This window comes from Pigmentibacter sp. JX0631, assembly GCF_029873255.1.
In the GTDB taxonomy this organism is placed as follows: Bacteria; Bdellovibrionota_B; Oligoflexia; order Silvanigrellales; family Silvanigrellaceae; genus Silvanigrella.
In genome coordinates this window covers 1745826-1772686 of record NZ_CP123622.1, presented here as the reverse complement: position 1 = coordinate 1772686, position 26861 = coordinate 1745826, and the positions used below count along the sequence as shown (strand labels likewise).

Sequence of the window (26861 nt, the reverse complement as noted above, 5' to 3'; positions counted from 1 at the left end):
TTTCTATTTCCTTATATCTCTTCCAGCCATATTACCATTAACAATATTATTTTTTTGAACTATTTTTATACTTTTATTTTTTGTTTTTTTGAAAGAATTAAAAGAAACACTTACAGTTATAATAACTAAAGTTACTATAGTAAGAATCAGATATATTTTATTTTCTAATATCACTTCGATAAATTTATCCATTATACATCTCTCCTGATAGATAGTCGATAAAGTAGTAAATGAATTTTTGTTAATTTTCAAATGCAATAATTTGTAAAAATTTAAATTACTTAAAAAGGATTAAATTGTATTTATATTAAAAAAGATTTATTTTAAGAATCAAAGATTACCAAATATTTATTTAGTTATTTAAAAAAATATCTTAAAATAATGAAGTGAAGTGAAACTTATCCTTTTCCAGCCTTTGGCACAGGAAAATATATTTTAAGTTCACTTAAATTTTGGACTTCGTTTTAAAAAATGTAGGAAAAAATTCTGAAAAAAATTTGCAGGAAATATTATAAATCGTGATGAATTGGTTCTGCCAAACCTTTGGTTGCAACTTTGTTACTTTTATTTTCTCAAAAATTATTTGACAAATTGTAGCTATTCCTTCGATCCTCGCATTTCTTTTCACAACTCTTAACTGACATTATAACTACTTTAACTCTTGTATCCACTCCCAAAAAAGCATACATGGAACTTGGAAATGTTTTAATAGAGGGTAGAATCATGGACTATAAATCAGCAGTAGAAAAATTAATACCGTACGTACTTAATAAATATGATTCTTATCAAAGTGAAGCTCAATTAGCAGTGACTAATTTTTCGCAAAAATTTCCGAAAGAACAAATCACTTGTACGAAAGGCTGCGGAGCTTGTTGTCACTTTCCAATGGTGCCAATTACTTTAGGTGAGGCATTTGTCCTTTTAAATAGGTTACTGGCTGAAGGATATGATTTACAAGCTTTAGCTGCAAAACTGTTTGAATATTCAAGCAAATATTTTGATTTTGCGAAAGACTTAGGAACATTACCATTCAAAGATCAAGATCAAAAAAAGTTTTTAAACCTAAAAACTCCTTGCCCCTTTTTTGTTAAAGAAGATGGTAATCAATTTTCAGGACATTGTGGAATATTCACAATGCGACCTTTAATATGTGAGTTTTTTAATAGTTTAGACTCCCCAGCTAAGTGCCAGTTGAAACAAACACATCGAAGCCTAGAAATTACAAACGAAATTGGTTCAAATATCCAAGATGAAATTCGTGAATATGAAAAAAAATTGTTTGGTAGAAGCACAATCGGTCATTTACCTATTCTTTTAGCAGCTCTTTGTACAAAAGAGGGCTTAGAATGTTTTTTAACAGAAAAACATTTAACTAGTGAAGAAATTAAAGATGAATATGCAGAAGCAGTTAACGATTTTTCTCTTTATATTGAATTACTCGCAAGTTTAGGATATCAAATTTCAGAAAAAGATATACTTGCGCTTGAAGAAGCTCAGTCCGAAATTATTAAAAATTGCCTTCCTACATAAATTCCATTTTTAAGATAAATTTTTGTGGTAATTTTTTTCACAGTTTTTAAATTTAAAAAAAACTTTTTACAAGAATAAGTACTGTGTTGTTCATTGATATCTGAACCAGATATTGAAGGTAAAGTAATTTTATCAACAAATCGATCATCAATATACCACTCATGATATATTTTTGAGTAAAAACCTGCAGGAGCAATAATTGGAGAAATTGCACAAATTTGTTTTCCAGAATTTAAAGTACTAATAAAATCTTTTCTGGATTTAATATTTCCTTTAATTAGTTCATAAGATTTATTGCCTGGTTTATCTATAGAATAATTACTATTTTCAACCCATATTGAAATAACTGGAAATTGATATTCAGGAGGAACAAAGGAATGTATTGCAATAAAAATTGTTAATATAAATGAAGCTGCAATTTCAGGAATATTAATTTCATTTCTCAAAAAAAGAGAATTCCATGGAAAAATTACTGTAAAACAAATAATAGTAAACCATACATAGTAATAATCTATGAATTGCGGAAAAAAAACTGCATACAGAAATCCAAATACCATGCAAGTTGCTATTAATCTTAAAAACAAACGAAATAATTGAATTTTAAAAAGACGAATCCAAAAGGGATCCCATAAAGTCATTCCAACAAAAAATGAACAAAAAAACAACCAAATCCATTCTTGTCTAAAATACAAAAAAGGAATGCAAAACATAAAGATATATTGAATAAAATATTGTGTAACAGTAAGACCCACAAATTCAAATAAATCTTTTTGTTTGTGAATATTAATATGAATTTTTTTTAGGTTACTTTGATTTTTTTGTGAAATTCTAGTAATGTAACTATACCAAGTTGACATTAAAATTATTAAAATAAAAAATGCAATAGTGAAAAGCCCTAAACGATAAGCTTTGGAATAATCTCTTGTAAGCCAAAAGCTTGAAGCAATACCCCAAATTAAACTCGCCCAGGGCAAAAGACGAGAATACTTGCTATAAACACTTTTTACTGTACTTATATACTTCAAATGACCTCAATACAAAAACTTTACATATTAGAAATAATAGCTTTTGCAAACTCAGAACATTTAACTTCTCTTGCACCACTCAATTGACGAGCAAAATCGTAAGTTACAACTTTTTGCGCTAGAGTTTTTTCAAAAGCTTTCTCAATTAAAGTAACAACTTCGTTCCAGCCAAGATACTCGAACATCATATTACCACTTAAAATAACAGAACCAGGGTTCACTTTATCCTGCCCTGCATATTTTGGCGCTGTACCATGTGTAGCTTCAAAAAGAGCAAAACCATCACCGATGTTAGCTCCAGGAGCAATACCTAAGCCGCCAACTTGTGCTGCAAGAGCGTCCGATAAATAGTCACCATTTAAATTTGTACAAGCTAGTACTTCATATTCATCTGGACGTAAAAGAGCTTGTTGGAACATATTGTCAGCAATAGCATCTTTGACAAGAATTTTCCCAGCAGGAGCGTTCCCATTACATTCTTCCCATGTGACGCAATGCTCCCTAAATTCTGTTTTAGCAACTTCATAACCCCAATCACGGAAGGCACCTTCTGTGAACTTCATTATGTTACCTTTATGAACTAAAGTAACGCTTTTACATTTGTTTTTAATTGCATAATTAATAGCTGCTCTAACTAAACGCTTTGAACCAAATTCACTTACTGGTTTAATTCCTAAACCTGAGTCTTCACGAACTTTTTTTCCTAAAGTATTAGCTAAAAACTCACGTAATTTTTTTTGCTCTTCTGTTCCAGCTTTAAATTCAATTCCTGCATAAATATCTTCTGTATTTTCGCGAAAAATACACATATTAACTTTTTGCGGCTCGCGAACTGGAGAAGGAACATTTGTATACCACTTAACAGGACGAACACATTGATAAAGATCTAATATTTGTCTTAATGCAACGTTCAAACTACGAATTCCACCACCAACTGGAGTTGTAAGAGGACCTTTGATTGCCACTCTGAACTCTTTAATGGCGTCAATAGTTTCATCTGGCAACCAATTTCCATGTTTATTAAATGATTTTTCTCCCGCAGGTACTTCCATCCAATGTATTTTCTTTTTCCCGCCATACGCTTTTTGAACTGCAGCATCAAAAACCATTTGAGAAGCATACCAAATATCAGGACCAGTTCCATCACCTTCAATATAAGGAATCACTGGATTATCAGGAACTTCAATTTTACCATTAGCGTCAGCTTTTATGTGAGCTCCACCTTGTGGAACAGTAATCAATTTATAAGACATGCCTATCCTCCTTTGAGTTGTGTATCTCTTGGCAGAGCGATTGCTTTTTACAAAACAATGAATCAAGATTCTTTTTTGATAAAACTATCTCAAAATATTTTCAAGCTTATATGACATAATACTGCTATAAAATTATTTAACAGCTTCTATAGTTTCTATTATACTTTTAAAATCTTTCGGTAGATCTAAATTAAATTCAAAATTCTGACCTTCAAATTGAAATTTCAAATAACAAGCATGTAACATATGCCTTAAAGCTATTTGATAATATTTATGACCATAAATATTTTGTGAATAAGTTTTATCGCCCAATATTGGACAACCAATAGCATTTAAATGCACTCTTATCTGATGAGTTCTTCCTGTTTTTGGAAAACAAGATACTAAAGAAATATTTGCATCATTATAGTACTGTAATAATTTATATTTAGTAAAAGCTTCTTTTGCATTTTTGTTTTTAGAATTTGGATTAGTTATTGCAAAGTAACAATTTTTTCTATTACTGTCTTTTGCAATTGGAAAATTTAACTCTCCCTCATTCTGTTTTGGCTTGGAAAAGCATAATGCTAAATAATTTTTTTCTATTAATTTATCCCTAAATAAATTTTCGAATTTCTTTTGGACTTCTAAATTTTTTGCTATAATCATTAATCCAGAAGTATCTTTATCTAATCTGTGAACTAGAAACATTTTTTTTAAATCAAACTTCTCCGGATAAACTTTATTTAACAAATGAAAAATTGTATCAGTACTTGAAGTTAGAGTCGCTTGAGATGCAACTCCAGCTGGTTTATTAATAATAGAAAATGATTCGTTTTCAAATATTAATGTTTCAGTATCTATTTTGATTTCGATATTATTTTTTATATTTAATTGCTTTATAGATCCTTTTTGAGTATTATCTATGCTATTTTCTTCCCAAAAAAGTTCTATTTTATCCCCAATTTTCACTTCTGTTTTAGCAATTTTTATTCTCTTTTTATTTAAATATGCCCCTCCAGAATCAATAATATTTTTAATCTTTTTTCTACTTATATTAGGAAAGAGATGTGTAGCTACTACATCAAATCTTTCTCCTATATGAAGTTCGGTGACTTTAGCACTAAGAGTTTTTAGCATATTTATACCTTAAAATAATATGTTACAAAAAAATTAAAAAAACTGGATGACAGGCCAAGAATTTTATTGCATACATGCCTATCAAAGTCTCTTTAGTCTTACTACATGGTGAGCCAAAGACTCTACAAACTTTTCAAAAGGTAAAGTAAAAATATGCAACTTAAACGAAATATTTCCAAAACAAGTCTTTTATTTTTATCTATAGGCTCTATGGTTGGATCTGGTTGGCTCTTTGGATCCTTTTACACAGCTCAATCTGCTGGCCCTGCCGCTATACTTGCTTGGATATTAGGTGGATTTTGCGTTGGTATTATTGCTTTATCGTTTGCTGAATTATCTACTATGCTACCTTTAAGTGGTGGTTCTACAGCCTATTCTTTACTAAGCCACGGCAAAATGACCGGTGCCATTTTTGCTTGGATCACTTGGCTATGGACAATGGTTGTAGCACCTATTGAGGTACAAGCTGTCCTTCAATACGCTTCTAATTACGTTCCAAACTTGATGGAAAAAATAAATGGAATAGACACTCTAACAAACAAAGGTCTTATTTTTGCTACTTTGTTAATGGCAGTCCTTTCTTTTATCAATATAGTTGGCGTAAAATTTATGGCAGAAACAAATAAAATTGTCGTTATTTGGAAGCTTATAATTCCAGTAGGCGTTGCTATTTTGCTTTTATCTTCTAACATTCATCCAGAAAATTTAACGTCGCATGAATTTTTCCCTTTTGGATTTAATGGTCTACTATCTTCTATTTCTGTTGGAGGAGTTAGCTTTTCATTTTTTGGATTTCAAACTGCAATTTTTCTTGCTGGTGAAGCTAAAAACCCACAAAAATCAATACCATTCGCTCTATTTGGCTCCATTCTAGCGAGTATGGCTTTATATGTTATTTTGCAAATTGGGTTTATTTTATCGGTTGATCCAAGTGCCATTACGAATGGTTGGGATAAAATTAGTTTTACTGGTGACGCTGGTCCTTTTGCAGGTATATTTATAGCTTTAGGTTTTGCATTTATGGTGAAAGTTCTATATTTCGACGCCATTATTTCGCCATTTGGAACTGCAGTAGGCTTTGTAGCTTCTTCTTCTAGAATTTTATATTCAATGAGCATCCAGGGCGATGCTCCTAAAGCTTTTTCTAAAGTAAATCGCTTTTCAATTCCTTGGGTTGCAATACTTGTTAACTTTTTAATTGGGATGTTATTTTTTCTCCCTTTTTCTGGTTGGCAATCAATGATAGCTTTTTTATCCGCTGCTATTGTTCTCTCGCTTGCTTGTGGGCCTATTTGTCTTCCTATTTTTAGAAAAAATCTTCCAAATTTAGCAAGGCCATTTAAACTACCTTTTCCAAAATTTCTTTCATTTTTATCTTTTTATGTTTGTAATCTTATGTTGCAATGGACTGGCTGGGAAACGGTTTGGAAACTTTTTGTTGCTGTTGGTTTAGGAATTTTTATTTTTATAATGTCTCATTATTTAAGCAAATCCGCTCGCAAAGAAACACTCTCCTTAAAATCTTTTAGCTGGTTAATACTTTATCTTTTGTTATCTGGTATTGTTTCTTACTTGGGAACTTATAAAGGTGGATTAGGAATTATTTCTATGCAGTTAGACTTTATTGTAATTGCTATTACAAGTTTAGTAGTATTTTTATATGCGCAAAAAACTGCTTTAAGCGAAAAAGAAACCAATGAAATTTATCAAAAAATTCTTAATAATCATTCAAATTAATTAAGTTGAACTTCTTTACTATTCTCAAATTTCAATCTTCTTTTGTAAAAAAATAGAGAATAAAAACCACATACAATACATAAAATAAAAAATATTACACCTAAATACAAATTAAAATATAACATTGAAATTAAACTAATAATTGACAAAATAAGTGCTATTATTGGAAAATAAGGATAAAAAGGTGCTTGAAAAGGGCGCTCTAGTTCAGGTTCTTTTTTTCTTAATTTTAATAATGACATCATTGATATAATATACATTATTATTGCACCAAACACCGACATTGTAACGATACTTGCACTTAAAGTTTGTCCTTGAATTTTTATTATATTATCACTAAAAATAACTAAAATACCAAATATACTTCCTATGAATATAGCTATGTATGGAGTTTTAAAAGTAGGATGTATTTTTGCCAAAAAACTTGGTAAATATCCTTCACGCGAAAGCGCAAATATTTGGCGAGAGTATCCCATTATTATTCCATGGAATGAGGCTATTAATCCAAATAATCCTAACCAAACAAGCATGTGCAACCAACCACTAGAGTTTCCAACAATAACCTTCATTGCTTCTGGTAAAGGATCATTTATGTTTGCAAATTTCCGCCAATCGCCAACACCACCTGCAAAAATCATAACTCCAAGCGCTAAAATTATTAATGTCATAATTCCAGAAATAAATGCCCTTGGGATAGTTTTTCTTGGATTTTTAACTTCTTCTGCTGCCATAGCAGCTCCTTCTATAGCTAAAAAGAACCAAATTGCAAAAGGTATCGCCGCTAATATACCCGAGATACTAGTTATTGAAAAATGATCACTACCAGCCCAGCCATGACTGATAAAATTTTCTAATTTAAATCCTGGAAGAACAACTCCCATAAAGATAAGCAATTCTATTATAGCAAATATAGTTACAACCAGTTCAAAACTTGCCGCAATGCTAACACCTAATATATTTAAAATTGTAAAAATAAAGTAACAAAAACAAGCAATCCATTTTGGATCTAATGATGGAAATTGAACATTTAGATAGGCTCCAATAGCCAACGCAATAGCTGGCGGTGCAAATAAAAATTCTACTAGAGTTGCAAATCCCGCTATATATCCACCTATTGGTCCAAAAGCTCTTTTTGCATAAGCAAATGGTCCTCCAGCATGAGGAATTGCTGTTGATAATTCGGTAAAACTAAAAATAAAAGTAAAGTACAAACTTGAAATCAGAAAAAAAGTAACTAAAAATCCTAAAGTTCCTGCACTTCCCCAACCATAACTCCATCCAAAATATTCTCCGGAAATTACAAGACCTACTGCAATTCCCCAAAGTTGAAACGTTCCTAGAACAGGTTTTAATTTATTGTCTTTAATATCCATATTATCCTTCATTAAAAAATAAAATTTATATAAAATAAATTTATCACATAATTTTAAAAATTCTAATTTTTTTATTTATTTTTATTTTGGATATCTATCATAAAAAAGTATTTAAATAATTGTGTTTAATTAGGGAAAAATAAAATTTTGTAAACTCTAAATTAAAGTAACATTATTTTAGTCTAATTTTAGACTTAGTTTATTTTCTGAAAAAAAATCTATAAAAATCTCTTTCAAAACTCAAAATTTTTATTTAATGTTTATTTTATTAGATTTTTTTAATTTAAAGATTAAAAAAAGATGAGTTTTAATAAAAAAAGGAGAACTCATGTCTACGAGACTTTCAGGTGTTCGATTTTTTGCTTTGGGAGAATCTTGGAGAACTGCTTTTTTAAGCGGCAAGTCTGTCCCAGAAATTGCAATCGAAGTAAAACAAAATCCTCAAACAATCAGTCGTGCAATTTGGCTAGCAAGAATACCAGACTCTGTAAAACAGGAAATACTAGCTTACCCTGAATTATTTTCAAGAAAAGTATTAATAGATACTTTTGCAGCTAAAAGAAAACAATGTGAAAAAGACAACTTTAAAAAGTTAAGGATAGAAGTTAAAAAAATGATTGAGTTAGGGCAAGGCACAAAACCAAATTTAAATATTATGAAAAAAAAGAGTGTATTAAAAAAAAGAAAAGTGATTAAAACAGATCCTAGATTAGAATTAAATGAAGCAATAAAATTTGAAAATTTAATTAAAAGTAAAATTAATTTACATTGCAGGATTTCTTTTAACAAACAAGGGCAAGGTGAATTGAGAGTTTTTTTTGAAAATAAAGAAGAACTTAATATTTTAATCCAAAAAATAAGTTCAACATAATAATTTAATTGTTTTTTTTTTGCTTTTTATATTAAGTAATAAATTCTGTTTACTAATTGCTTAATATTTAAAGGAATGAAATTATGCTAAAAAAGTTTTGTCCATTTATATTAGCCCCATTAATCATAAATTCTTTTTTAATAATACCAAGCTTTGCTTATCCAGAAACCTTGAATATTAAAAAAAATAAAAGCACAAATAAAAAAACTTCCCAACCCCCGAAATTTAATAACCAAACAAAGCCACCATCAAACTTCACTATCAATTATCAAGAACAACAAAAATTAATATTGCCTTTTAATGACAAAAGAGATTTTGAAGAATCTATGAAAGGTTTATTAATAAAACCAAGTGAGAGGTTTATAAAAGGAGATAATGGAAATATTATTTGGGATTTTCATTTTTATGATTTTCTAAAAACATCTGCAAATACAGGAAGTATCCATCCTTCATTGTATAGACAAGCTATACTCAATATGGAATATGGATTATTCGAAGTCATGCCAAATAAAATTTATCAAGTAAGAGGGTATGATTTAGCAAATTTAACTGCAATTAGAACGCAAAATGGCTGGATATTAATTGATGTCTTGACCTCAAAAGAAACAGCTCAAGCAGCAATTAATTTATTAAATCATTATTTCGGTGTTCTTCCCATAAAAGCAGTCATTTACTCACACTCACATAGTGATCATTTTGGCGGAGTTCATGGCGTAATTAATGAAAATGACGCTAAAAATGGAAGCGTTAAAGTTATTGCTCCCAAAGGTTTTATGGAAGCCGCTGTTTCTGAAAATGTGTATGCCGGTACGGTTATGAATAGAAGACTGTTTTACCAATACGGATTGTATTTGCCAAGAAATGAACGGGGGCATGTTGATCAGGCCATAGGAAAAATGACCTCAGCTGGCACAGTTGGATTAATCGCTCCAAATTATATAGTTACAAACGATTTTGAAACAATGACAATAGATGGAGTTAAATTAGAATTTCAAAATACACCAGGAACAGAAGCTCCGGCTGAAATGAATATTTATTTTCCAGAATGGAAAGCCTTTTGGGCAGCTGAAAATATAACTAGCACTGTTCATAATATCTACACTTTAAGAGGAGCGCTAGTTAGAGACGCACTTAGTTGGTCAAAACATATTAATGAATCTTTATATAAATATGGAAAACAGGCAGAAGTGATGTTTGCATCGCACAATTGGCCGAAATGGGGTAATGCACGTATCCAAGAATTTATGCGTGCGCAACGAGATGTGTATGCAAATTTAAATAATGGAGTTTTAAATTTAGCAAACAAAGGTGTAACAATAAATCAAATTCAAAATGAATATAAACCACCAAAAAGTCTTCAAAATCAATGGGCAGCTAGAAGTTATCATGGATCTGTGGCTCACAATAGTCGTGCGGTGATCAATCGTTACCTTGGATATTGGGATGCAAATCCTACAACTTTGTTACCTTTATCTCCAAAAGATTCCGCTCCTCTTTATGTTGAAATGATGGGTGGATCTGAAAAAATAATTCTAAAAGCAAATCAATTGTTTAATGAAGGAAAATATTTTTATGCAGCTGAAATTTTAAATAAATTAATTTATGCACAGCCTCAAAATATTGAGGCTAAATATTTATTAGCTGATGTATTTGAACAAATTGGGTATCAACAAGAAAGCACAAGCCTGAGAAATAGTTTTTTAGCAGCTTCCCTAGAACTCAGAACAGGAATTCCTTCAGGTGGAAAAGGAAAATCTACAAGTACAGATATGATAGCTGCTATGCCAACTGAGCTTTGGTTCGACTATATGGCAATTAGGTTAAATAGTGCAAAAGCAGAAGGGAAAAATTATATTATTAATTTAACGACACCCGATAATAATGAAAAATTTGTCCTTGAATTAAGCAATTCTTCATTAACAAATATTAAAGGTTTTTTAGCTGACAATCCTCATTTAGCAATGACAATAAATAGAGCTGATTTAGAAGATGTAATTACTGGTAAAAGTACTTTTGAAGCAAAAATTAAAGAAGGAAAGTTAATAGTTACAGGCGATAAAGAAATACTTGCCCAAATAGATTCAATGTTAGATAAATTTGAAGCAAATTTTGAAATCCTTCCAGGTACAGCTAGCAAACCTAATCTTAAAAGTTAAATAGTAACTTAAAACAGCATTGATTTACGATCACTCTAAAAAATTTAATTATTTAAATTTCAATATCTTACAAAATATGTAAAAAAATTATTTCCACCATTTATAACTATAGTAATTCTCGTTATATTAAATTTGAATTTTAAACCAGAAGGAGACCAAATGGATTTGGTTTTTGATAACATTTTCAAAAATGGAATTTTAGATAAATACAAAGTAGAAAGAATCACTCCAAAAGAATATTGGGAAATTTTTTATGATGAATTTCCTAATGAAGAACTAAATAAAATGACTTTTATTCGTGAAGCATTATTAACAGATGAGCAAAAAGTAAAAAGACAATTACTTGAAGAACGTTATCAATTCAACAAAATTGAAAACTATATTAAAGTAATGGATGGCAATTTAAATATCGCATTGTTCAGAGGAGAACAAAAATCCATAGATATCTATTACATGCGCCATGCTATTGTTAAAAGAGAATATAGAAAATATGGAATTTATAACGATTATTTAGATAAAATTATCCATTATTGTAAAGAAAGAGGGTTCTTACAAATTATTAGTTGTTTTGTTTTATCTAATATAAATATTTATCGGACAAAAATTAAAAAAGATTTTTATTTAACTGGAATTGAAACGCACGCTGAATATGGTCAAATTGGATGGCTATGTCATTTCCTCCATGAAGATCTGAAAAAAGCATTTTTTTATCGTTGTGGTAATGTAGAATTTAGTAAAAATCTTTATAATAATTCTGAAAAAAATGCAGTTAGATTATTAAATTTACTTAAAAATTATTCTTGAAGTTTGTTCTAGCTTCAAGCAGGTTCAGTGTTTTCGTGGCCTTTTATAATCTCTGGGTCTATTTTTTCTCTATTTATTATTTTCCAAGTAGATAGACCGACTATTATAATAAACATTACAAATAAAATATAAAATAAAGGGTGAATAAAAACGGATAATGTCAGAGAAATGAAACCTAGAATTCCACATACAACCATATTTGTCATAACTTTATCTGAATTATTAAGAGGTAATTCAGCATCAAGAACGGCTTTTGTATAACCTTGAATTAGAATTCTTCTTTCTCTCACTGTAGTGAAAAACTTAAATAAACTGTTTGGTGAAAATGAATAACGAATATACCAAAATGGTATGTGAACTATATGCAATCCAACTACTTCTATTTCAGTTCTATGCTCATATAAAGTACCAACTTTGGTTTTTACCATTCTCCTGTGGTACTCATTGATTTGGTCTTTCGCTCTAGCGACTGCTGAGGTTTCTCTTGTTTGAATGCTTGCTACTGCAATTTCATTCGTTTGTTCATACTTAAATGGTACTTTTGCTTCATAAATTGCTTTTAATCCTTCGTCTTGCACTCCCATTGTCTCATCTAATGGAAATCCTTCCCAATCCACATTAACGCTTTCTCTAGGATGATGCAGACGTTCTAACCCCCAATGCTCTTTCGGTGATTTTCTTGCTAATATTGCCCATCTGTAACGTCTACTAAAACGACCTTCTTCTTTTAAAAATCCTGAAGCTAGATCACGAACTCTTCCTGGGTATAAATTCTTTTTTGCACTATGCCCACTCCAAAAAGTGTGAGCTTCAGCAGATATGACCCAATAAGGTAACAAAACTCCATAAGATCCTAAAATATTAAACTCACTCTTTATTTTTCCTGGATTATGATATCTTTTTGTTATCCAATCATTAAAAATTCCTTCTAAATTCTCTTTTTGAATTGTTGATGGAATGATATAGTGATCACCAATTAAGTCTTTTGCCCCTTCTTCAGGATCAATAATAAACCCCGCCGAACAAAATGGGCAAAGATGAATGTAATCATCTGGATTATAATCAAATGATGCTTGGCAAGACGCACAAGATACTTCAAACATTTAAAGAAAACCTCATTTTCATTAAATTAATTAAAGAATACAAGATTAAAAAAAAATATTAAAGAATAAAAAATAATAGAGATGTCAATTTTATAAAACAGATAATTTTAAGGACAATAAATTAATTAGTATTTCAACATTTTTTTCAAGATTTTCAATAGATGAAGAGTTGTCAATTACATAATCAGCATAGGAAATTTTTTCAGCATCAGGCATTTGCGATGCCATAATTTTTTTTGCATCATTCTCATCTAAATTTCTATTTTCTTTTAGGCGTTTTAATTTTATTTCTTCCTGCGCTGTAACTACAATGCAGTAATCAAACTCATCTTTTCTATTTAGCTCTAAAATTAAAGAAGCTTCATAAAAAATCCAAGCAGTAGGGGCTAATTTATTTAAAGTTTGAAATTTAAAATTAAAATGATCATACATTGCAGGATGCATTATTTTTTCAAATAATTTTTTCAATTTAGGATCAGAAAAAATAAGTTTTCTGACATATTCTCTATTTAAAATACCATTACCTACAAAAACTTCTTCACCAAATACAGATTTTATTCTTGCCTGAACTGCTGGATAAAATAAAACTTCTCGAGAAATAATGTCAGCATCCCAGACACAATATCCTCGCATTGAAAGCATTTTCGATAGCAATGATTTTCCTGATCCTATACCACCAGTTATTACTATTTTTTTTGCCATATTTAATTAACGTTTATTATTATCACGTTGTTGTCTATTGTATTGATTATTATTGTTAGTATTTGATGATTGTTCATCATAGAAACGTTGTGAATTTTGGTAATTGTTATTTGATCTAGTATTATTAAATCTTTGTTGTTGAGTATTATTATTTTGGTATTGGTTTCTAAAACCATTTTGACCTAAATTTTGTTGTCTTGAATTATTTTGTTGATAATTTCTATTTACATTATTTCTATTATTCATATTTTGCGGAACATGCTGTTGATTTCTTTGCTGAAAGCCAAATCTATTACGATTTTGAACATTATTTTGCTGTTGGCGAGAATTATTCATCATATGATGACTTAAATGCGGCTGCGGACTTGTTTGCGTTCCATCAGAATGAACATAACCAGTTCTAGTCATCAAATGGCTTGGAGTTGGGCGAGATAGTTCTTCAAAGACTCTTTTTGTTACACCTTCCGCCACTAATTCAACTAATAAATCCTCAACAGAAATTCCTTCCATTTTAGACATTTGTCTTAATTGATTCATAAGGGACCATGAAAATGAAACACTGACAGAATTTTGAGAAAAATCTCTTACCTCTGTGGCTTCTTCTTCTCCAAAAGTTTCATCATAATTTTCATCAAAAATTTGTGCGTCATCTTCTATATCAAAGGAATTATTTTGCTCTGTTTCCCAACTATTTTCTGAATTAACTTCTTCTGTAGAAGCTGCTTCTTCCAAATTATCTTCAGCGGGACTTAGTGCCACAATATTCTCCATTTCTTTTAAAGGATTTAATTCAGTTTCACTCGAAAAAGATGCAGGTATGAAACTTTCATTGGCATTTTCATTTTTATCAGAAATTTCATTGCCTATTGCTTTTAACTTGGGGGGACGACCTCTCCCACGTTTAACAGGTGCGGATTCTAACATAGTATCTTTTGAACTTTCTTCAAAAAGGGACAAAGAAACATACCTACGAGAGTGAAAATTAATCACGACGATACTCCAAATATAAAGAAACAAAAAAGTTATTTAATAATTTAAAAATTCAGGCAGAATCTCAATAAAAAAATTCCTATGCAATTAAAAAACTTGAACATATAGAAGGAGAGATTTTCTCGCTTCATATACAATCCCATAATTGAACTCTTAAAACAAGTTCTTAAAAGCAACTGAAAAGGAAAATAGTTCCTAGATGGTAAGCTTTTAATTAATTTACATCATTAGGATCTTGCAAATCAGCATATTCTGAAAGCATATTTAAGTTCTCGGTCCAACCAGATTTAACTTTAACAAAAAGTTCTAAAAACACCTTTCTATCAAGATGTCTTTCCAAAGAAATTCTTGCATCAGTCCCAATACTTTTTAGTCTAGAACCTTTTTTACCTATCACAATTCCCTTATGAGAATCACGTTCAACCACAATAGTAGCAGAAATATTTGTAACATTATTTTTGTTTTCAAATAGATCGATTACGACTGCAATTTTATAAGGAAGCTCTTGACCTAATTGACGAAAAATTTGTTCACGAATAATTTCAGCGCAGACAAATCTTTGTGACCTATCAGTGAGATCATCTTCACCAAATAGCCATTCACCTTCAGGCATCTGAGATAAAATATAATTTCTTAGCGACGCAACTTCTTGAGGTCGCTTTGATGAAACCATTAATGGGACTTCTCCAATTAATTGGCATTTTAATTCAGATGCTGATTTGACACCCTCAATCAGGTCTTGAAATCGATTTACAATATTTTGCCTTCCGTGCTCTACTTCCTCTATCTTAACCTTATCTGTTTTAGTTGCAAGGACTAGAAGCTTTTTCTCAAACTTTTTTAAAATTCCATCTAGCCAAAGGGTATCTTCTTCATGCCAGCCATTTGTTACGTCAATCAAGTAACAAACCAAGTCAGCATCTTTTAAAACACTCCATGCTACTTTATTCATAACTTGATTCATTTTTGGAAGATTCTCAGATTTGTGTATCCCAGGGGTATCTAAGAGTAGAGCTTGATTATTTCCTTCAGAGCAAACTCCTAAAATCTTATTCCGTGTTGTTTGAGGTTTGTTACTTACAACAGCCAATTTTGTTCCTAATAAGGCATTCAAAAGAGTACTTTTTCCTGCATTAGGACGCCCCAATAATGCTACATATCCGCAATTTTTTGTCATTTTTCCCTTCCAAAAAAACTTATAACCATTTCTTTTGTTAATTTTCCAGTTTCAATTTTATTAACGATATTTTCAGCCACTTTTTTACTTGCTTCCCTTTTGCTAGCCGCTACAGCCCGACCAATTTCAGTATTCCCAATAAAGGCAGCTACAATGAAAAACGTCTCTTGGGGCGTTCCTTCAGTACCAATGGTTTTATAAACTGGAGGTACTCCGATAATCCCCTGAGTCCACTGCTGTAATTTACTTTTAGCATCGAATTTTAGCAGGATATTGGGACCTTCCTCAATATCTTCTGCAAATACTTTTAATAACCAAGAATGAACCTTTTCCTCACCAGCATCCAACAAAAGAGCAGCTGTAATTGATTCAAAAGCATCAGCTAAAACGTTGTCTCTTCTTTGAGGATTAGAGTTCATTTCAGCTTTTCCTACTAGGAGACAATCACCTACACCAAGGTCTCGACTTTTTGAAGCTAAATTTTCTGTTCCAACAATAGCTGCTCTTAATCTTGATAAATCGCCCTCTTGTAGCGATTTGTGCTGAATCATTGCTTCTGAAGCTATAAAGAAACTTAAAAAAGCGTCCCCTAGAAATTCAAGTCTTTCATTTGAAAAAATTCCTGATTTATCATTAGGCCAATAAACTAACGATGAACGATGAACTAAAGAAATAGCAGCTAATTTCTTGTCGACATAACGATGGCCTTGAATTTCACCTAATTTGTCAATATTTGCTTCAATTTGCGGAAACACTTTACTTAACTTATTAAAGTTAAACTCACGCAAATGAATTTTTAATAAGGAGAGACGCTTCTCTAACATTACTCAAAAACCTTATCAATAAATCCACCACCAAGAACTTCATCATCCTTGTATAGAACAGCAATTTGACCCGGTGTTACAGATTTTTGAGGAGATATAAATTTTAAAGTAACTTTATCAGAGCTCATATCTATTATAGCAGGACAGGGCGTAGAACGATAGCGAATTTTTACTTCATATTGTGATTCGTTTCGCAAATTTCGAATTGAATGAAATTTTTTGAATGAAAAACCTGTACGATAAAGATACTTTTCTTCACCTACAAAAACTGTCCCAGTCTCAGAATCAATCCGGGTAACATAAAGAGGACTAGGATAAGAAATTTTCAATCCTTTTCTTTGCCCTACTGTAAATTGATGTATCCCATCATGATCGCTAAGTATTTGACCATCCTCATGTTTAATACAGCCTTTAATCAAATCAGATTCTTGGACTCTATTTGCAATAAACTTTGCATAATCATTATTTGGAATAAAACAAATTTCCATGCTTTCTTTTTTTGAAGCATTTATCAAACCATATTTTTCAGCAATGACCCGAACCTCTGGCTTTGTTAATTCACCTAATGGAAATAATACTTTTGCTAGTCTTTCTTGAGTCATAGAGTATAAAAAATAACTTTGATCTTTATGAGAATCAAGGCCTTTTAATAATTTATATTGATCATATGCATCGTCATAAACAATTTTCGCATAATGTCCTGTTGCAACGTAATCACATCCTAAGCGTTGTGCTCTATCCAATAAATGGTCAAATTTAAGAAAAGTATTACATGCAACACATGGATTTGGTGTTCTACCTTTAAGATACTCATCGGTAAAATAATCAACTACATTTTCTTTAAAGTCATCTTGATAATCAAAAACATAAAAAGGAATACCCAATTTATGAGCTACCATTCTTGCATCTGCAACATCATCTAAGCTGCAGCATGTATCAAATTTACTATTCGGATCACAACTGGTTTCATTCAGAGAATAATCCCATAATTGCATTGTTACCCCAATAACATCATATCCTTTTTCAACTAATAAAGCTGCTGCTACTGAACTATCAACGCCACCTGACATTGCGACAAGAACTCTTTTTTTCATATTACGTCTCAGAAGTTATTGAATGTATGTCGTATTCGCCAAGGCCATACTTTTTTAAGAAAGCATCAGCCTCATTTTCTAAAGATAAATTTCTTACAAATCCTCTTAAATAAAAAAACTTTCCTTCAAATTCATGCTTACTCCAATCGATAGGAATAAAAACATTTCTTTCTTCATTAAAGTAATTACCCCAATAAAGATCTAAATAATCTATTATATTTAAAGCAATTTCTTGCTCATTTTCATCAAATGATTCTTTTATATATACACATTCAATTGGATAATGAAAAGAATTATCTTTTTTATCTAAAGACATTTTTATTTGAATTTGTTCCTTTGTTTTTTCGGCTTCTAAAGTAAATATTTCATTCTCAAGATACAATGAATGCTTTTTATTTAAGAGAATTTCAATTCTAGATTTTTCTTCTATTTCCCAAATTGGTTTAGTTTTTGATGCATCTAAATAAGATAGTTTTTGCATATATTTTTTTCATACCCCAAAATTATAACCAATATTCTGAATAAATTCTTTAGCCATATTTATCTCTTGCAAAGTTTCAAATGGTTTTGTTGTAGGTGATAGTTTATTTGAAAATTTAGTTTTTGTAGTAATTAACTCACAGAGCATTGGAACTCTATCAAAAAAACCTTCAAGAACTAAATATATTTCAATAGGTAAAAGTCCCTCAATACTAGATAACCACTTTTTTACATCAGCAAATCTATGCTTTTCTACTAATTTATCAAGACCAATAGAGAACTCTGTTCCATCAGACATTTTAATTGTTTGAATAGTTTTTAACTTATTTCTCAAATTTTCATGAGCTGCATCAAGAAAAAGAATTTCTTTACTCAATTCTTTCGGTATAGAATGAATCATGTTCCAGCCCAAATGAAATACGAACTCAGGGCCTACTGTGCTTATAAAGTAAGCAGCTAATTCAACATCTGGCAATATTTTCCCATCTAAAACAGAAAATTCTGATTTATTTTGTAGCATATATTGTAGCCCAATGTTCAAAGCTCCTCTTTCAACTTGCAAAGCATAAGATATGGATTGATTATCAATATTTTGCATAAAAGCCGATACAATTACGTTAGATGTTCTAGCTATTCTTTCTTTTAATAGCATTGCTTGTTGCATATTTTGTTTTACAATGTAAGCAAACACTTCTTCTATAAGTAAAGCTTCGTAAGCCTGCTTTGTGTTAACCTTATGAAACTCAATTTTAGTTAAAATTTTATTACATAAGTTTACAATTTTTTCTGCAGTTTCAGCAATAAAGTCTTCATCTTCATAAAAGTAACTAGGATCTATATTGCTTGAGCCTGAAATCTTTTTTAATTCATCCATTCCCAAAGCCAATTGCATATAGCGTATACCATCTTCTGGTTCTAAAGTACCTAAAAAATGAACTACTTGATCTGTTACTTCTGAGTCATAGTTTATATTTGCACTATCTAAAGTTTTCTTTGGATATTTTGTTAAAACTTCTTGTTTTTTCTTTTCCAACTCAATTTCAAAAGCTAATGATTTTTTTAACTCAAGAAAATCTTTTGGTTTTAATATTTCTAGCGCATCTTCTTTTGATACAAATCCTTGATCGGATAATCTCGCTTCTTTCCATTTTAAACCATCAGCCAAGGATTCTTGCCTAATTAGCATGGCTGCATGCGCAAAAGTAGAAGCCGCTATTCTAGGATTATAGGAGTATAAATCGTCAATAAAAGGCTTTAATATCTCATAAGTTTCAGAATCTTCGTCGTTGATCTGTAAATAAAACCTATTATCCATAGTTTTAAGCCAGTTTTCACGGATGTCCTCAGAAATAATACCAACACCCTCAGGGACAATTTGAAAAAGCTTTGATAAAACTAGTACAATAGTTTCTTCGTCTAATTCAAAAAACCGTTTTGCAGCAAAATTTGAGCCTATTTCGAGCCAAGCTCTAATCCATGAGACAGCTCTCGCAAAAGAAATTTCTCCAGAACTGTGCTCTAAAGGAGATTGCCAAAGATCAAAATCTAGAACCTTCTGTAATTGCTCACCTCTTATCCATTCTATAACTTCTAGAGAATCTTCCATCCCTTGAACCATAATGCTTCTAAAAATAAGATGTGCTGGGGCAACTTGAACTAAAAATGGTAACAATGGTTGAGTTATAAGCCAGTTTACATCTAATACAGCTGGAGCCAAGGGATTTTCTGGTTCCAATAATTTCCAAGCAGATTGAGGTGTTATCTTCTGTAAAGAGCTTGAATTCTGAGAAAGCCTTAAAGACTCCATCTCTTCAGACAAATTTTTTGGCGTGTAAACCATGAACATTTTTTCCAACTCCTTGACCTAAATACCGAGAAACAGGCAGTCTAATATTTAGAGTATTTAAATATAAAGTGGATATCACATCTTTATTAGAATAGGACAGAAAGCCTAGGTATCAACTTCAAACATTCTGTGCCGTAGCATGTAATAATTGATTTAGGAAGGAGAAAATGTGGCCCAAGTCCATAATAGGGTCAAATATCAGATTAACAGCAGAAATACAACAAAAGAAACTCCTATTACCTATGAGCAGTATGTCACTTTTTGGGGTACTAGAGGAACCATTCCTATCCCCAACGATAAAATGCTGAAATACGGAGGAAATACCTCTTGCGTTGAGGTTTTATCTATTAATGATAAGGATTCTAAGGCCATCATTATAGACGCTGGCACTGGACTTATAAAGTGCGCTGAAAACGCCCTATTACGAGGGGATAGAATATTTCATTTATTTCTGAGCCATATGCATTATGATCATATGATAGGCCTCACAAAATTCATTCCTTTTTTCCGCAATGATTGCGTTATCAATATCTACGGACAGGCAAAATTTGGTCTATCTTTAAAGGAAATATTTCAAAAATTTTTTTCAGCCCCTTTTTTTCCTGTAGAATTCTATCAATTACCAGCTTTAAATAAAATATTTTTTCATGAATTAAATAATTTAAAATCAATAGAAATTGATAATATTTCGATTGAAATTCAAGCTCTAAACCACCCTCAAGAAGCTCTAGCTTATAAAGTATGGGATTTTCATAAGAAAAACTGTGTTGTTTACGCTTCTGACCACGAACATGGTAGCATAAAAGACTTTGAATTAGAGAAATTTATAAAGAATGCCGATTTGTTAATTTATGATACTACATATTCTGATAGTAACTATAAAAATTTTGTTGGTTGGGGGCATTCTACTGCCAAAGCTGGTGCTAGTATTGCTAAGAATTCTAATGTAAAATATTATGCAATTTATCATCACGATCCATCAAGTAGTGATGAATATCTCGAAAATAAAATCCTAACTGAAGCTCAATCCATCTTCAAAAATAGTTTTTTGTCTGCTGAATACCAAACCCTGAACATTAGTCAATTACAAACGTTATTGACTGACAAGTGATATTATGGGAGATAATATCACTTGAGTGCTATATTTTGCTTTTAGCGATATACATAATTATTAAATTCTCTGGAATGATATCAAATGACATTTCAAAATAAGAACAATCGCCCATTTAAATTCAATTACAAACCACCAAGGAGAGACCAATCCTCTCTACCCTCTGAAATCATTAGTAATCCAAATAGACCTCAGTGGTTAAATCTTTTGCCCTCACAAATGGACATTGTTTTTTTTGATTTAGAAACTACTGGCGGAAATCCATATAATAGTTCTATCATTGAAATCGGAGCTATAAAATACAGCCAAGGTGTCGAAGTCGCTCGTTTTGAAACGCTAATTAATCCAAAAAGGCACATTCCAAGCATTGTACAAAAAATTACAAAAATAAATAATGAAATGGTATCTAAAGCCCCTACTATCAAAGATGTATTTGACGATTTCATCAAATTTGTAGGAAATTCAATTATAGTAGCACATGGAGCTCAAGGTGATATAGCTTATTTAGCGTATCATATGCGAGAATTTAAAAATGAAGATTTCAAAAATTTTTATTTCTGTACGCATATATTAGTAACAAACATTTTGAACGAAATTCCATCTAAAACTTTATCAGGAGTTGCTGAATATTTTAATATACCTGTTTTAGATGCTCATACTGCTCTAGCAGACGCCGAAATGACAGCAAACGTATTTTGGAAAATTATTGAAGTTTGTGAAAAAAATGGATTTAAATCTTGTGATGATATTCTAAAGTTACAATCTGATGCAGAAACTGTAAGAAAATTAGGACCGGGAATTAATCCTGCAATTGTAGAAAATATACCAACAACTCCTGGTATTCTTTTTGTTTTAAATTCTCATCATGAAATTTCTTATTTAACAGCCAGCCAAAATTTAAAAAAATCATTACAGTTATTAACTGAAATTGGTCAAGATAAAGAAATGAATAAAATAGTTGTCGATGCTTCAGGCTTTAAGTTTGAAAGATGCGCTAGTTTATTAGAAGCATTAATTCAAGAGAAAAAGGAATTAAAACGAATTTCATTATCCATTGATCCTAGAAAAAGCCAAAGCCGAAGTGAAAACTTTTTACAAATATTTATCCCTGATGACATGGTTGAATATTCAAAAGTATTTCCTGAAAAAATTCCTTTTTTAATTCCTCAGCAAGGGGAATTACATATTCAAGATTTTGATGATAATGAAACATATATCCATGAAAATAAAACCAATAGTAACCTTTATGTTACTTTTGGAGAACAAGATGAAAGTGTAATTCCTATTACTAGAACTAGGAAAATTTCCTCTATTTATAAATCTGAAAAATTTAAATTATCAAGACTTCGTAATGCTGACAATGAATCACATGTTAGAATAGGACACTTAAAAGAAGGAATTGGATACTGCTTTGGCCCTTTTCCTCAACCTAAAGTAGCACTAGCAGAATTACTAGAACTAATAAGTTTCTTTCCTTTTGAATACAATACTTACACAATGCATGAAAGATTTTCTCATTTAAGAGTTATTATTTCCTTATTAAATGGAAATATAGATGAAGAAATTTATCGCATTGAAAAATCTAGTAAAAAAACGAAAGCTATAAAAAACTTTTCAAAATGGCTTAGAAATTTAAACTTACTAAGACAAATTAAATATATCAAAGAAAAAATAAACCAAAATATTGTCGGCTTAAAACCGAAATCAGGATTGTGTTTAATTTCAAATAATGATTTTAAAGAATTTGATATAGCAATCATTGTTAATGGAAGAGTTGCAAAGAAAACCCGTTTACCTTTTGAGCAAGCAGAAAGACTAAAAAGTTCTAGATATTTTACTAGATTATTTGAAAACTATTATGATGAAATAAATTCTCTTTTATCTCCTATTGTTTTCACAGATGACGTTTGTTCTGATATGGAACTTTTTTCATACTGGTTACATAATCGAAAAGGTGAAGGTGAATGGATCGATTTTTTAGAGCTTGAAAGTTTATATAATACTTCATTAATTTAATAAAATTAAAATTTCTCGTGCTTTTTTCTGCCTACAGTTTTTTCTAAATCCTTTTGCACATGAATTTCCTGTTCTATTCTCATTTGATGAATATATTTATCTAAAGAAACTTTATGAATATATTTTACATCTTTAACATGTTCCTTAATTTTATTTCCAACAATTCTTAAATTTTCTAAAAACTCTCTTTCAAATTTAATTCTTTTAAGCTCACGTATAATTTCTCTTTTTATTGTTATTTTATGAAGTAATTTTTTTAAGTAAATATTTTTAAAAATATTTCTACTTATTATTTCTTTAGAAGTAGCTTTATCATCGTACATCTCTTTTAGCTTATGCTCAGACAATATATCAGCATGCCTAACATCTCTTCGTCTTCTTAACATTGCATATTGATGCTGTAGTTCAGCAAACTTCTCCCAAGTATAAGACAATGGAGAAAAAACATTTACCCTCATTTCATCCTCCTATTACATATCGGATAAAATGAATTTTTAATTTAAAAACATAAAACAAGCATGATATTAAAAGACTTTATAATACTAATACATAAGTATTTAATTAAAAATTACTTCTTCTTTGCTTTTTCTAATGTAATAGTTTAAGAAACTAAATACTTGGGAGTGTTTTTCCAACACGCCTTTTCTTTTGGGGATTTTCATGAAATTCATTAATAAAAAACATTTTATTGCCTTATCATTGCAGTCTATTTTCATGTTTTATGCCTGTACATCAACTAATACTCGTCCTTTAAATTCTACTCCATCACAAACTATTACATCACTTGCACCAAATAAACCATTTGAATCAAATACAATCGATGGAATTCTAGCCACAATAACAGATCAAGTTATTTTACTTAGCGATTTGCAGCAGGCAATATTTATTGCTTCCAATGGACAAACAAAACTTCTTCCAAATGGTCTTTTAGTGGGTGGTAATATGTCTACCCAACAAGCTTACCTGGTATTGGATTCATTAATAAATCAAACAGTTCTGCGAGCAAAAACACTTGAACTTGGTATTGATATCCCAGAAGATGAATTATCCCAAAGAATTAATGAATTTTTAAAACAAAGAGGATTTTCTGAAGAAGATTTAAAGGAACAACTAGAAAAATCAGGAAAAACAGTAGAAGACTACAGAAAAGAATTTAAAACTGAAATTTTAAAACAATCTTTAATTGCCAGAGTAATTACCCCTCTAGTTAATGTTAGTGAAGAAGAAGTAAAAAGTTTTTATATACAGCAAACAGGAAGTATTAAACAAATAAGTACTATAAAACTTAGAAGTTTAATGATAAAAATACCTGACAATGAAAAAGATGATATTTTAAGTTCAAAATTAGTTAAAATTGTTAATGAAAAAATATCTGAAAAATCAGATTTCTCTGCGTTAGTTAAACAATATTCCATGGCATCAGATGTTGAAAAAACAGGGGGCTTATTACCTCCAAAGCCTATTCATGAACTACCTGAGCAAGTAAGAACTAAACTCATGAATATAAACGTTAATGATATAATTGGTCCTATTGTATTAGGTAGCTCTGTGTTTTACTTTCAATATTTAGGAGTGGAATTAACTGCTGATAATGAATTCCAGAAAAATTTTAATACTTGGAAAAATAAATTGCAGGATATTAAGTTCAATGAAAGACTTAGCGAATATTTAAAAGCTGAAAGAACTAAATTAAAGGCAAATATCAGGCCAATTAAATTTACAAGACTATAAATTTTCAAAACTATCTACTTCTATTTTACTGCTTTTAATTTTTTCTTTATAAAATTTTGTATTTTTAATTTTATTTAATATTTTTCCAGCTTCTTTTAATTTTCCTTGCTTTTTTAATGCAAGAGAAATGTTAAACTGAATTTTATGTATATCGTTTTTTGTAAAAAATAACGCATTATTGTAAAATTCTAAAGCTTTTTTGAAATCTTTCTTTTGTGCAAAAGCAACCCCTCGATTGTTAAAAAAACTTGCTATTGAATGGAATTCTATAGTTCCAGCAACTTTTTCCAAAAATAAATTTGCATTTTCAATTTCACCTAAACCAGCATATGCTTGAGCATTTAATAAATTTGCATTTTTATTTTTAGGATCTATTTTTAATACATTGTCAATAATTTCTATAGTTGATTTCCAATTTCCTTTGGCAACATGAACAGAACCTAAGTTAATTTTGTGATTTAAATTTTTAGGACTTTTTTCAGACATTTCTTGATAAATTTTTAAAGCATCATCATATTGATTACATAAACACAATGCTTTTGCTTTGCAATTTAAAATATTTGATATTTGAAAATTATTAATATCTCCTTCATTTATTGTTGCTAAAGATAATTCCATTTCCTCTATGCATTGATCATACTTTCCAATTAGAATTAAATATTCTCCATAGTAATGAATTGTTTCGATAGAGTTCATTACAATTTTTGAAAAATTCTTACTCTCTAAAAGTGTTGAGCATGTAGAAATATCTTTTGCTAAAACAGCTTGACAGAATTTTCCTAACTCATCTTTGAATAATAAGTTTTTGTTTTTCTCTTCAAAACCCTTTTCTATTAAATTAATAACGTCTTGCGCATCAAAGTCTTGTGCAAATATTTTTGCTACTGAAAACTCTCCTAATAAAAATTCTGTTTCTTTATCTAAATTATCAGAAATTACTATAATTGTTGCAAGTAAAGAAGAAGGGTGATTTTTTAGAATAGTCAATGCTGTACATAGAATAGATTCATTAGATTGACTATTTAAAATGACAAAATGAATCTCATCTAATTTACTTGCATTAATCACCATCTGTGTTTCTTGGATATTTTCTGCAGTTATAAAATTATATTTGTTTATTAAATTAGAAAAAAACATGGAGAAGTAACTTCTATTTTCAGAATTTCCATCAATTAAAAGAATACTGAGTTTTTCAATATCACTCATGAAGCAACACCAATATTTTTAGCATTTATAAAATTACTGATTTTTTCATAATCATTTTTATTTTCAAAAATAAGTTCTCCATCACAAATATATTTTTCATCTCTTTTTTTTATTTGATTAATCTTTATTTTAAAATCACAACTAACTCCTGTTATATCAAAAAATGATCTTGAATGAAATTTTAATTCTGCTCCAAAGTGAAATTTGATGTCAGATAAAAATTCAACTTTACTAGGAAACATTTTAGTTATAACAATTTTACTGTAAAATGAAGAACTCTCTAAAAAACAAAATATTTGGCACTCTCTACTACTTTCTTCTATAATTTTTATATTTTCTCTTTTAATTAATGTCATATTATCAATTTTATTTATAAAATTATCTTCGTTAATTGGTTTAGAGAGAAAAGTTATGTCTTTAAATTCATCTCTAGTCATTAAATCTGTTTTAGCGCTAACAATTACTTTTTTTAATTTTTTTAGGGTTTTACTAGAATTCAAATATTTTATTATATCTAAACCATTTATTTCAGGCATTGATAAGTCAATTAAAATAACATCTGGTTTAATTATTTTAATTTCTAGCTCATAAAAAAATTCTGTAGGATCTTTAAAAAGAATACAATTGTAACCATTATTTTCAAGAAGTTTTTTTAAATATAGAGAATACTCATCATTATCATCAATTATGTAAATATATTTATCATTTCTCAC

At 30.0% G+C, this 26861-nt stretch carries 24 protein-coding genes; 8 read left to right on the top strand and 16 right to left on the bottom strand.

Annotated features, from left to right (window positions below; genetic code table 11):
* Window positions 1–3 precede the first annotated feature (3 nt).
* A complete protein-coding gene (locus QEJ31_RS07745) occupies window positions 4–192 on the bottom strand; it encodes a hypothetical protein (RefSeq protein ID WP_280593211.1) in 189 nt (62 codons plus the stop codon).
* 531 nt (window positions 193–723) lie between these two features.
* On the opposite strand from QEJ31_RS07745, the gene QEJ31_RS07740 reads away from it, so the two are divergent.
* A complete protein-coding gene (locus tag QEJ31_RS07740) occupies window positions 724–1530 on the top strand; it encodes a YkgJ family cysteine cluster protein (protein ID WP_280593210.1) in 807 nt (268 codons plus the stop codon).
* Here the strand turns inward: QEJ31_RS07740 and QEJ31_RS07735 are convergent.
* The 3 genes from QEJ31_RS07735 to QEJ31_RS07725 form a co-directional block, all read right to left on the bottom strand.
* The gene (locus QEJ31_RS07735; protein WP_280593209.1) at window positions 1494–2555 is read right to left on the bottom strand and encodes a hypothetical protein; all 1062 of its coding nucleotides are present in this window, start codon (window positions 2553–2555) and stop codon (window positions 1494–1496) included. The two genes, QEJ31_RS07740 and QEJ31_RS07735, sit on opposite strands and share 37 nt — an antisense overlap.
* 20 nt (window positions 2556–2575) lie before the next feature.
* Window positions 2576–3808, bottom strand: coding sequence for an isocitrate dehydrogenase (NADP(+)) (gene icd, locus QEJ31_RS07730; protein WP_280593208.1), 1233 nt, complete (start codon window positions 3806–3808; stop codon window positions 2576–2578).
* Window positions 3809–3940: 132 nt separating this feature from the next.
* A complete protein-coding gene (locus tag QEJ31_RS07725) occupies window positions 3941–4927 on the bottom strand; it encodes an RluA family pseudouridine synthase (RefSeq protein WP_280593207.1) in 987 nt (328 codons plus the stop codon).
* A gap of 153 nt (window positions 4928–5080) precedes the next feature.
* Here QEJ31_RS07725 and QEJ31_RS07720 point away from each other — a divergent pair, with 153 nt between their 5' ends.
* Complete coding sequence (locus tag QEJ31_RS07720) at window positions 5081–6664, top strand: APC family permease (protein ID WP_280593206.1); 1584 nt, start codon at window positions 5081–5083, stop codon at window positions 6662–6664.
* On the opposite strand, the gene eat is transcribed toward QEJ31_RS07720, so the two are convergent.
* Complete coding sequence (gene eat, locus QEJ31_RS07715) at window positions 6661–8037, bottom strand: ethanolamine permease (protein ID WP_280593205.1); 1377 nt, start codon at window positions 8035–8037, stop codon at window positions 6661–6663. The genes QEJ31_RS07720 and eat overlap by 4 nt on opposite strands.
* Window positions 8038–8365: 328 nt before the next feature.
* Between eat and QEJ31_RS07710 the strand changes: the two genes are divergently transcribed.
* The 3 genes from QEJ31_RS07710 to QEJ31_RS07700 all read left to right on the top strand — a co-directional run bounded on the left by QEJ31_RS07710 (window position 8366) and on the right by QEJ31_RS07700 (window position 11868).
* Complete coding sequence (locus tag QEJ31_RS07710) at window positions 8366–8908, top strand: hypothetical protein (protein WP_280593204.1); 543 nt, start codon at window positions 8366–8368, stop codon at window positions 8906–8908.
* A gap of 83 nt (window positions 8909–8991) precedes the next feature.
* On the top strand, window positions 8992–11064 hold the full coding sequence (locus QEJ31_RS07705; protein WP_280593203.1) for an alkyl sulfatase dimerization domain-containing protein: 2073 nt from the start codon (window positions 8992–8994) through the stop codon (window positions 11062–11064).
* Between the two features lie 159 nt (window positions 11065–11223).
* Entirely contained in the window at window positions 11224–11868 is a 645-nt protein-coding gene (locus QEJ31_RS07700; RefSeq protein WP_280593202.1) for a hypothetical protein, read from the top strand.
* 14 nt (window positions 11869–11882) lie between these two features.
* Here the strand turns inward: QEJ31_RS07700 and QEJ31_RS07695 are convergent, their stop codons facing one another.
* The 8 genes from QEJ31_RS07695 to QEJ31_RS07660 form a co-directional block, all read right to left on the bottom strand.
* A complete protein-coding gene (locus QEJ31_RS07695; protein WP_280593201.1) occupies window positions 11883–12971 on the bottom strand; it encodes a hypothetical protein in 1089 nt (362 codons plus the stop codon).
* Window positions 12972–13061: 90 nt separating this feature from the next.
* A complete protein-coding gene (gene coaE / locus QEJ31_RS07690; protein WP_280593200.1) occupies window positions 13062–13673 on the bottom strand; it encodes a dephospho-CoA kinase in 612 nt (203 codons plus the stop codon).
* A gap of 6 nt (window positions 13674–13679) precedes the next feature.
* Complete coding sequence (locus tag QEJ31_RS07685) at window positions 13680–14663, bottom strand: hypothetical protein (RefSeq protein ID WP_280593199.1); 984 nt, start codon at window positions 14661–14663, stop codon at window positions 13680–13682.
* Between the two features lie 214 nt (window positions 14664–14877).
* The gene (gene era, locus QEJ31_RS07680) at window positions 14878–15840 is read right to left on the bottom strand and encodes a GTPase Era (protein ID WP_280593198.1); all 963 of its coding nucleotides are present in this window, start codon (window positions 15838–15840) and stop codon (window positions 14878–14880) included.
* Window positions 15837–16664 (bottom strand): ribonuclease III family protein, encoded by an 828-nt coding sequence (locus QEJ31_RS07675; protein WP_280593197.1) that lies wholly within the window; start codon window positions 16662–16664, stop codon window positions 15837–15839. Before QEJ31_RS07675 ends, era begins: the two co-directional genes overlap by 4 nt.
* Window positions 16664–17758, bottom strand: a complete 1095-nt coding sequence (mnmA, locus tag QEJ31_RS07670; protein WP_280593196.1) for a tRNA 2-thiouridine(34) synthase MnmA — start codon at window positions 17756–17758, stop codon at window positions 16664–16666. Before mnmA ends, QEJ31_RS07675 begins: the two co-directional genes overlap by 1 nt.
* A 1-nt stretch (window position 17759) precedes the next feature.
* Window positions 17760–18239 (bottom strand): hypothetical protein, encoded by a 480-nt coding sequence (locus QEJ31_RS07665; protein WP_280593195.1) that lies wholly within the window; start codon window positions 18237–18239, stop codon window positions 17760–17762.
* A gap of 9 nt (window positions 18240–18248) precedes the next feature.
* Complete coding sequence (locus QEJ31_RS07660) at window positions 18249–20084, bottom strand: DUF6178 family protein (protein WP_280593194.1); 1836 nt, start codon at window positions 20082–20084, stop codon at window positions 18249–18251.
* 169 nt (window positions 20085–20253) lie between these two features.
* Here QEJ31_RS07660 and QEJ31_RS07655 point away from each other — a divergent pair, with 169 nt between their 5' ends.
* Together QEJ31_RS07655 and QEJ31_RS07650 are read left to right on the top strand one after the other, a co-directional pair.
* On the top strand, window positions 20254–21195 hold the full coding sequence (locus QEJ31_RS07655) for an MBL fold metallo-hydrolase (protein WP_280593193.1): 942 nt from the start codon (window positions 20254–20256) through the stop codon (window positions 21193–21195).
* 84 nt (window positions 21196–21279) lie between these two features.
* Window positions 21280–23211 carry an exonuclease domain-containing protein gene (locus QEJ31_RS07650; RefSeq protein ID WP_280593192.1) on the top strand — a complete coding sequence of 644 codons (1932 nt, stop codon included), beginning with the start codon at window positions 21280–21282 and terminating at the stop codon, window positions 23209–23211.
* Window positions 23212–23216: 5 nt separating this feature from the next.
* On the opposite strand, the gene QEJ31_RS07645 is transcribed toward QEJ31_RS07650, so the two are convergent.
* The gene (locus QEJ31_RS07645; protein ID WP_280593191.1) at window positions 23217–23669 is read right to left on the bottom strand and encodes a hypothetical protein; all 453 of its coding nucleotides are present in this window, start codon (window positions 23667–23669) and stop codon (window positions 23217–23219) included.
* 202 nt (window positions 23670–23871) lie between these two features.
* Between QEJ31_RS07645 and QEJ31_RS07640 the strand changes: the two genes are divergently transcribed.
* Window positions 23872–24942: a SurA N-terminal domain-containing protein gene (locus tag QEJ31_RS07640; RefSeq protein ID WP_280593190.1), complete on the top strand. Its 1071-nt coding sequence runs from the start codon at window positions 23872–23874 to the stop codon at window positions 24940–24942.
* Here QEJ31_RS07640 and QEJ31_RS07635 read toward each other — a convergent pair.
* A complete protein-coding gene (locus QEJ31_RS07635; protein WP_280593189.1) occupies window positions 24937–26148 on the bottom strand; it encodes a CDC27 family protein in 1212 nt (403 codons plus the stop codon). The two genes, QEJ31_RS07640 and QEJ31_RS07635, sit on opposite strands and share 6 nt — an antisense overlap.
* Entirely contained in the window at window positions 26145–26861 is a 717-nt protein-coding gene (locus tag QEJ31_RS07630) for a response regulator (RefSeq protein WP_280593188.1), read from the bottom strand. Before QEJ31_RS07630 ends, QEJ31_RS07635 begins: the two co-directional genes overlap by 4 nt.

Excerpts from the sequence above, each read along its gene's own strand:
- QEJ31_RS07745 (WP_280593211.1), bottom strand. The coding sequence starts at position 192 with ATGGATAAATTTATCGAAGTGATATTAGAAAATAAAATATATCTGATT.
- QEJ31_RS07740 (WP_280593210.1), top strand. The coding sequence starts at position 724 with ATGGACTATAAATCAGCAGTAGAAAAATTAATACCGTACGTACTTAAT.
- icd (WP_280593208.1), bottom strand. The coding sequence starts at position 3,808 with ATGTCTTATAAATTGATTACTGTTCCACAAGGTGGAGCTCACATAAAA.
- QEJ31_RS07725 (WP_280593207.1), bottom strand. The coding sequence starts at position 4,927 with ATGCTAAAAACTCTTAGTGCTAAAGTCACCGAACTTCATATAGGAGAA.
- QEJ31_RS07720 (WP_280593206.1), top strand. The coding sequence starts at position 5,081 with ATGCAACTTAAACGAAATATTTCCAAAACAAGTCTTTTATTTTTATCT.
- eat (WP_280593205.1), bottom strand. The coding sequence starts at position 8,037 with ATGGATATTAAAGACAATAAATTAAAACCTGTTCTAGGAACGTTTCAA.
- QEJ31_RS07710 (WP_280593204.1), top strand. The coding sequence starts at position 8,366 with ATGTCTACGAGACTTTCAGGTGTTCGATTTTTTGCTTTGGGAGAATCT.
- QEJ31_RS07705 (WP_280593203.1), top strand. The coding sequence starts at position 8,992 with ATGCTAAAAAAGTTTTGTCCATTTATATTAGCCCCATTAATCATAAAT.
- QEJ31_RS07700 (WP_280593202.1), top strand. The coding sequence starts at position 11,224 with ATGGATTTGGTTTTTGATAACATTTTCAAAAATGGAATTTTAGATAAA.
- QEJ31_RS07695 (WP_280593201.1), bottom strand. The coding sequence starts at position 12,971 with ATGTTTGAAGTATCTTGTGCGTCTTGCCAAGCATCATTTGATTATAAT.
- coaE (WP_280593200.1), bottom strand. The coding sequence starts at position 13,673 with ATGGCAAAAAAAATAGTAATAACTGGTGGTATAGGATCAGGAAAATCA.
- era (WP_280593198.1), bottom strand. The coding sequence starts at position 15,840 with ATGACAAAAAATTGCGGATATGTAGCATTATTGGGGCGTCCTAATGCA.
- QEJ31_RS07675 (WP_280593197.1), bottom strand. The coding sequence starts at position 16,664 with ATGTTAGAGAAGCGTCTCTCCTTATTAAAAATTCATTTGCGTGAGTTT.
- mnmA (WP_280593196.1), bottom strand. The coding sequence starts at position 17,758 with ATGAAAAAAAGAGTTCTTGTCGCAATGTCAGGTGGCGTTGATAGTTCA.
- QEJ31_RS07665 (WP_280593195.1), bottom strand. The coding sequence starts at position 18,239 with ATGCAAAAACTATCTTATTTAGATGCATCAAAAACTAAACCAATTTGG.
- QEJ31_RS07660 (WP_280593194.1), bottom strand. The coding sequence starts at position 20,084 with ATGTTCATGGTTTACACGCCAAAAAATTTGTCTGAAGAGATGGAGTCT.
- QEJ31_RS07650 (WP_280593192.1), top strand. The coding sequence starts at position 21,280 with ATGACATTTCAAAATAAGAACAATCGCCCATTTAAATTCAATTACAAA.
- QEJ31_RS07645 (WP_280593191.1), bottom strand. The coding sequence starts at position 23,669 with ATGAGGGTAAATGTTTTTTCTCCATTGTCTTATACTTGGGAGAAGTTT.
- QEJ31_RS07640 (WP_280593190.1), top strand. The coding sequence starts at position 23,872 with ATGAAATTCATTAATAAAAAACATTTTATTGCCTTATCATTGCAGTCT.
- QEJ31_RS07635 (WP_280593189.1), bottom strand. The coding sequence starts at position 26,148 with ATGAGTGATATTGAAAAACTCAGTATTCTTTTAATTGATGGAAATTCT.